6 protein-coding genes are annotated in these 7,088 nt (G+C 72.3%); 5 read left to right on the top strand and 1 reads right to left on the bottom strand.

The genetic code is table 11. The features are described 5' to 3' along the window. Nucleotides 1-396 precede the first annotated feature (396 nt). From ABZ858_RS11005 to ABZ858_RS10995, 3 genes are all read left to right on the top strand, one after another. Nucleotides 397-1,479, top strand: coding sequence for a mechanosensitive ion channel family protein (locus ABZ858_RS11005; RefSeq protein ID WP_361374981.1), 1,083 nt, complete (start codon nucleotides 397-399; stop codon nucleotides 1,477-1,479). A 33-nt stretch (nucleotides 1,480-1,512) separates the two neighbouring features. Continuing rightward, a complete protein-coding gene (locus ABZ858_RS11000; protein ID WP_361374979.1) occupies nucleotides 1,513-1,911 on the top strand; it encodes a DUF4186 domain-containing protein in 399 nt (132 codons plus the stop codon). A gap of 127 nt (nucleotides 1,912-2,038) precedes the next feature. Continuing rightward, the gene (locus tag ABZ858_RS10995; protein WP_361374977.1) at nucleotides 2,039-4,258 is read left to right on the top strand and encodes an NADP-dependent isocitrate dehydrogenase; all 2,220 of its coding nucleotides are present in this window, start codon (nucleotides 2,039-2,041) and stop codon (nucleotides 4,256-4,258) included. 129 nt (nucleotides 4,259-4,387) lie between these two features. Here ABZ858_RS10995 and ABZ858_RS10990 read toward each other — a convergent pair whose 3' ends face one another. After that, complete coding sequence (locus ABZ858_RS10990) at nucleotides 4,388-4,729, bottom strand: DUF5713 family protein (protein ID WP_361374975.1); 342 nt, start codon at nucleotides 4,727-4,729, stop codon at nucleotides 4,388-4,390. A 250-nt stretch (nucleotides 4,730-4,979) separates the two neighbouring features. Between ABZ858_RS10990 and ABZ858_RS10985 the strand changes: the two genes are divergently transcribed. Then, complete coding sequence (locus ABZ858_RS10985; protein WP_361374973.1) at nucleotides 4,980-5,729, top strand: N-formylglutamate amidohydrolase; 750 nt, start codon at nucleotides 4,980-4,982, stop codon at nucleotides 5,727-5,729. Nucleotides 5,730-5,787: 58 nt separating this feature from the next. Further along, a complete protein-coding gene (locus ABZ858_RS10980; RefSeq protein ID WP_361374971.1) occupies nucleotides 5,788-7,068 on the top strand; it encodes a cytochrome P450 in 1,281 nt (426 codons plus the stop codon). Nucleotides 7,069-7,088 lie beyond the last annotated feature (20 nt).

Raw genomic sequence — 7,088 nt, 5'->3', positions numbered from 1 at the left:
CCGGGCACGGCCGGTTGAGCCGGGCACGGGCGGGTGACTCGGAGCACGGGCGGGTGAGCCGGGCACAGCCAGGTGAGCCGGGCACGGCCGGTTGAGCCGGGCACGGGCGGGTGACTCGGAGCACGGGCGGGTGAGCCGGGCACAGCCAGGTGAGCCGGGCACGGCCGGTTGAGTCGTGGCTCGCCCCGGCCTGCCCCGGGCCGCCGCTCCCCGGCGCACGCGGTGCGAACTGCCGTACCGGATACGGCAGGATGAGCGATCGCGCCGCCCGCCCGTCCTCCGGAGCGGCCGGCGCGTTCGCACATCCCGGAATCGAGCAGGTGACATCGTGACGCAACTTCACATCGGGCCGCCGGCGGCCCCGCACGCCGCCGTCCGTCTTCCCGGAGGCGGCCGGTGAACCGCGCCATGACGCTGGACGATCTCATGCTGGCCGGGATCGCGCTGGTGGCGGGCCTGGCGGCGGCGTTCCTGTCGCGCACGGTGCTGCGCTGGCTGGCCAAGCACGCCAAGCGGACCAAGTGGAGCGGTGACGACGTCATCGTGGACGCGCTGCGCACGGTGGTGCCGTGGGCGGCCATCGCGGGCGGCGCGGCGGCCGGGGCCGCGGTGCTGCCGCTGACCCGGACCGTCCAGCACCATGTGAACCAGATCCTGACCGTGTGGCTGATCTTCGTGATCACCCTCTCCGCGGCCCGGGTGATCACCGGTCTGGTGCGGACGGTCACGCAGTCCCGTTCCGGGGTCGCCGGATCGGCCACGATCTTCGTCAACATCACCCGCATCCTGGTCCTGGCGATCGGCTTCCTGGTGGTCCTGCAGACCCTGGGCATCTCCATCGCGCCGCTGCTCACCGCCCTGGGCGTGGGCGGTCTCGCGGTCGCGCTGGCGCTGCAGGACACGCTCGCCAACCTCTTCGCCGGGGTGCACATCCTCGCCTCCAAGACCGTCCAGCCCGGCGACTGCATACGGCTGAGCAGCGGCGAGGAGGGCTATGTCGAGGACATCAACTGGCGCCAGACGACGGTCCGCCAGCTCTCCAACAACCTGGTCGTCATCCCCAACGGCCAGCTCGCCAAGACCAACATGACCAACTTCACCCGGCCCGAGCAGCGGCTGACGATCCTCGTGCAGGCGGGGGTGGGCTACGACAGCGATCTGGAGCACGTGGAGCGGGTGACGCTTGAGGTCGTCGCCGAGGTGATGCACGACACGGACGGCGCCCTGCCGGAACACGAGCCCGCCATCCGGTTCCACACCTTCGGCGACTCCCGGATCGGGTTCACGGTCATCCTGGGCGTCGGCGAGTTCAGCGACCAGTACCGGATCAAGCACGAGTTCATCAAGCGCCTGCACCGGCGCTACCGCGCGGAGGGCATCACCATCCCGGCACCCACCCGCTCGGTCACCCTCCAGCAGGACACGGTGGTGATCCCCCGGCCGCGCGACCGGGCCCCGGTGAACGACCGAAACAGCTGAAACACCCGAAACACCCCTATGCTCGGTCATGGCATGACCTACTCCCCCGATCCCCCAGCCCCCGACCCGGCCCCCCGGCCGCTCGACGCGCGCCTGGACGCGATCGGCCGGCACCCCTTCCGCGCCAAGTTCCACCTGCGTGGTCCGGACCGGGCGACCGCCGAGCTGCACGGGCCCGCCACCCTGCGGTGGCACGCCCGTGATCTGATCGCCAAGCGGCTGGCGCCCGCCGCGCCGTACAAGGACGGCAAGCAGACCCCTTACCGGGGCCATCCGGTCTTCGTCGCCCAGCACGCCACCGCGACCTGCTGCCGCACCTGCCTCCAGCGTGAGCACGGCATCCCGAAGGGCCGGGAGCTGAGCCGGGCGGAGCGCGCCTACGTGGTGGAGGTGATCTGCCGCTGGATCGAACGCGAGGTGGCGCACGGATGACGCGGGTGATCCACGACGGCCGGCGCGCGCCGCGCGGCGGGTTCCGGCACGGACCCCTGTCGAGCCGGGCCGGATCACGAGATATCTTGATGTCGAGCAATGTTGCAGACGTGGAGCGGAGCACCCGGTGACTGACTCGACCATCATCTACACACACACTGACGAGGCCCCGGCCCTGGCGACGTATTCCTTCCTGCCGGTGGTCCGGGCGTACGCCGCGCAGGCGGGTGTGGCTGTGGAGACCCGTGACATCTCGCTGGCCGGACGCATCATCGCGGTGTTCCCGGAGTACCTGGACGAGGACCGGCGGATCCCCGACGCGCTGTCCGAGCTGGGTGAGCTGGCCAAGACCCCCGAGGCCAACATCATCAAGCTGCCGAACATCTCGGCGTCCATCCCGCAGCTGAAGGCGGCCGTCGCCGAGCTGCAGGCCCAGGGCTACGCGCTGCCGGACTACCCGGACGACCCCAGGACCGACGAGGAGCGCGAGATCCGCGCCCGCTTCGACAAGATCAAGGGCTCCGCGGTGAACCCGGTGCTGCGCGAGGGCAACTCCGACCGCCGCGCCCCCGCCTCGGTCAAGAACTACGCCAAGTCCCACCCGCACCGCATGGGCGCCTGGACCTCCGAGTCCCGGACCAACGTGGCCACCATGGGCGTGGACGACTTCCGCTCCACCGAGAAGTCCGCCGTGATCGCCGAGGACGGCGCGCTGCGCATCGAGCTGGTCGGCGACGACGGCTCCACCACCGTGCTGCGCGAGTCCGTACCGGTCCTCAAGGACGAGGTCGTCGACGCCTCCGTGATGCACGTCGCGCCGCTGCGCGAGTTCCTCACGGCGCAGATCGCCCGCGCCAAGCAGGAGGGCGTCCTGTTCTCCGTGCACCTCAAGGCCACGATGATGAAGGTCTCCGACCCGATCGTCTTCGGCCACGTGGTGCGCGCCTTCTTCCCGAGGACGTTCGCGAAGTACGGTGAGACCCTCGCCGTGGCCGGCCTGACCCCGAACGACGGTCTGGGCGGCATCTACAAGGGCCTGGAGAGCCTGCCGGAGGGCGCCGAGATCAAGGCGTCCTTCGACGCCGAGCTGGCCGAGGGCCCGGAGCTGGCCATGGTCGACTCCGACAAGGGCATCACCAACCTGCACGTGCCCTCCGACGTGATCGTGGACGCCTCCATGCCGGCCATGATCCGCACCTCCGGTCACATGTGGGGCGCGGACGGCCAGGAGCACGACACCCTCGCGGTCCTCCCGGACTCCTCGTACGCCGGTGTCTACCAGGCCGTCATCGACGACTGCCGCGCCCACGGCGCCTACGACCCCGCCACCATGGGCTCGGTGCCCAACGTCGGCCTGATGGCGCAGAAGGCCGAGGAGTACGGCAGCCACGACAAGACCTTCGAGGTCCCGGTCACCGGCACGGTCCGCCTGGTCGACCAGGCCGGCCACGTCGTGATCGAGCAGACCGTCTCGGCCGGTGACATCTTCCGCGCCTGCCAGACCAAGGACGCCCCGGTCAAGGACTGGGTGAAGCTGGCCGTCACCCGCGCCCGCGCCACCGGCGACCCGGCCGTCTTCTGGCTGGACGAGACCCGCGCCCACGACGCCAACCTGATCGCCAAGGTGAAGCAGTACCTGGCGGAGCACGACACCGAGGGCCTGGACATCAAGGTCCTGTCCCCGGTGGAGGCCACCCAGCTGTCGGTGGAGCGCATCCGCCGCGGCGAGAACACCATCTCGGTCACCGGCAACGTGCTGCGCGACTACCTGACCGACCTGTTCCCGATCCTGGAGCTGGGCACCAGCGCCAAGATGCTGTCGGTGGTCCCGCTGATGGCGGGCGGCGGCCTGTTCGAGACGGGCGCCGGCGGCTCCGCGCCCAAGCACGTCCAGCAGCTGGTCAAGGAGAACTACCTGCGCTGGGACTCGCTGGGCGAGTTCTTCGCCCTGGTGCCGTCCCTGGAGCAGTACGCCGAGGCCACCGGCAACACCGGTGCCAAGGTCCTCGCCGACACCCTCGACCGGGCCACGGCGACCTTCCTCAACGAGGACAAGTCCCCGACCCGTCGCGTCGGCGGCATCGACAACCGCGGCAGCCACTTCTTCCTCTCCCTGTACTGGGCGCAGGAGCTGGCCCGGCAGACCGACGACGCCGACCTGGCCAAGGCGTTCGCGCCGCTCGCCGAGACGCTCGCCGGCAACGAGCAGAAGATCGTCGACGAGCTGAACGCCGTCCAGGGCAAGCCGGCCGACATCGGCGGCTACTACCAGCCCGACCCGGCCAAGGCCGCCGAGGTCATGCGCCCGTCGGCCACCTGGAACGACGCGCTGGCGTCGCTGAGCTGACCCGGCTGCCGTCCCGGACCCGCCGAGGGCCCGGAACGCCCCGGCTCCGCCCCGCCCGGCCCCGCGCCGGCCGGGGCGGAGCCGCCGTACCCGGAGCGGGCCGCGTCGGCCGTGGCCGTGCGGGTCCGTTCACCACTCCCGGGGGGCGATCAGCTCCTCCACGTCGGCGTCCTCGAAGCCGTAGGCCCGGGCCACGAACCAGAAGTCCTCGGCTATCTCCTCCCGGGCCACCGTCTCGATCTCGCTGCCGGCCGCCTCGAACGCGGACTCCAGGGCGTTGAACTCCTCGGTGGCCGCGTGGGTGAGGGCGTACAGCGCGGTCAGGTCCGCCGGGCGCTCGGCCTCGATGCGCTCGCACAGGCGCAGCAGGACCGCCCTGCCCAGGTCCACCACGTGGTCCGGGTAGTAGCCGTCCCGGTACAGGCCGGCCAGGAACGCGTGGTCGCGTACGCGCGCGTCGCCGATGGGCATGGTGCTCCTCCCCCGCTCCGCGGCTGGTGCGCGGAGATCCGTCGCCGTGACACATCGATTCCGTGTCATTCAGATCCGTGCCATCAAGATCCGTGTCACTCCGAAAGATCCGTGTCACTCCGATCCTGCCGTACACCACTGACAACACCCCCCGTCGCCCAGGAGGCAGCCCGTGCCCGGCGCCGTACCGCCCCTACCGTCTCCGTCCGTACCGTCGTTCGAGCTTCTGCCCGGTGATCCCGGGTCGCCGGTGATCCTGCATGTGCCGCACTCCGCGCGGGAGATACCGGCCGCCGTCCGGGCGGGCATCGTGCTGGACGACGTGGCGCTGGAGCGGGAGCTGGACCACATCACCGACGCGCACACCGCCCGGCTCGCCGAGCTGGCCGCCGGCCTCGCCGCCGTCGCGCCGTGGCGGTTCGTGAACCGGCTGTCGCGGCTCGTCGTGGACCCGGAGCGGTTCCCGGACGACCGGGAGGAGATGGCGGCCGTCGGGATGGGCGCGGTCTACACCCGCACCACGCACCGGGAGGTGCTGCGGCCCGCGGACGCCGATCCCGCGCCGCTGGTCGAACGCTGGTTCCACCCCTACGCCCGGGCCATGACCGAGGCCGTGGCCGGCCGGCTGGCCGCCACCGGCCGGGCCGTCGTCGTCGACGTGCACTCCTACCCCAGCGCCGCCCTGCCCTACGAACTGCACGGCGCAGGACCCCGGCCGCCGGTGTGCGTGGGCACGGACGCCTTCCACACGCCGCCCGGGGCGGCCCGGCTGGCCCGCGAGGCGTTCGCGCGCTGCGGGGAGACCGGGCTGGACAGCCCGTTCAGCGGCACCTACGTCCCGCTGGAGTTCTACGGCCGCGACACCCGGGTCACCGCCCTGATGGTGGAGATCCGCCGGGACACGTACATGAGCGAGCCCGGCGGACCCGCGGGCCCCGGCCTCGACCGGCTCGCCGAAGCGCTCGCCGCCCTCGTGGACGGCCTGACGGACCGGCCCTGACCCTCCGCCTGGAGCACTCCCGCGCGACAAGCGGGCCGGGCGCCGTGAGGGTTGATGTATGACGCAGGAGATCACCACACCCTCACCCGCCCGGATAACGCCGCCTGCTGCCGCCCGGGTCACACCACCGGCCGACGAGCAGCAGGCGCCCCCGCCCCCGGTACGGGACTGGCCCGCGCTCGACCTGGACGGCACCGAGTTCGACCCGGTCCTCACCGACCTGATGCGCGAAGGACCGATCACCCGCATCCGCCTGCCGCACGGCGCGGGCTGGGCCTGGCTGGCCACGCGCTACGACGACGTCAAGCTGGTCACCAACGACCCGCGGTTCTCCCGCGCGGAGGTGACCCGGCGGCAGGTGACCCGGCTGGCCCCGCACTTCAAGCCGCGTCCGGGCTCGCTGGCCTGGGCCGACCAGCCCGACCACAACCGGCTGCGCAAACCGGTCGCCGGGGCCTTCACGGTCGGCGCGATGAAGCGGCTGCGGCCCCGCGCGCAGGAGCTGCTCGACGAGCTGATGGACGCGGTGCTGGCCGAGGGGCCGCCCGCGGACCTCGTCGAACGGGTACTTGAGCCGTTCCCGATCGCGGTGGTCGCCGAGGTGATGGGCGTGCCGCCCGCCGAACGGGAGCAGGTGCACACCTGGACCCGGCAGATCATCTCCATGTGCGGCGGCGCCGAGGCCGCCGACCGTGCCAAGGAGGGCATGTACGGGTGGATCGCCGCCACCGTCCGGGCCCGCCGGGACAGCACCGGCGAGGACGTGCTGTCGCTGCTGGGCGCGGCCGTGGGCCGGGGCGAGATCAGCGAGGACGAGGCGGTGGGGCTGGCCGGGCCGCTGCAGATCGGCGGGGAGGCCGTCACCCACAACTGCGGCCAGATGCTGTACCTGCTGCTGACCCGGCCGGAGCTGATGGCGCGGACGCGCGAGCGGCCCGGGGCGCGCGGCGCGGTCCTGGACGAGCTGCTGCGGTACATACCGCACCGCAGCACCGTGGGCCTGGCCCGGATCGCCCTGGAGGACGTCGAGCTGCACGGCGTGCGCATCGCCGCCGGTGAGCCGGTCTACGTCTCCTACCTGGCCGCCAACCGCGACCCGGACGTCTTCCCGGACCCGGACGCCGTCGACCCCGACCGGGCGCCCCGGCCGCACCTGGCCTTCGGCAACGGCCCGCACTACTGCACGGGCGCGGTGCTGGCCCGGTTGCAGACGGAACTGCTGATCGACACGGTCCTGGACCGGCTGCCCGGGCTGCGGCTCGCGGTGGCGCCCGGCGAGGTCGCCTGGCGGCGCCGGACGATGATCCGCGGCCCGCAGAGCCTGCCGGTCACCTGGTGAGCGCGACCGCCGCCGCGGCG

The sequence above is a fragment of the Streptomyces sp. NPDC047017 genome (genome assembly GCF_040644175.1).
GTDB lineage: Bacteria > Actinomycetota > Actinomycetes > Streptomycetales > Streptomycetaceae > Streptomyces.
Note: the sequence above shows the minus strand (reverse complement) of the source record. Positions and strands in the feature narration are given on the sequence as shown.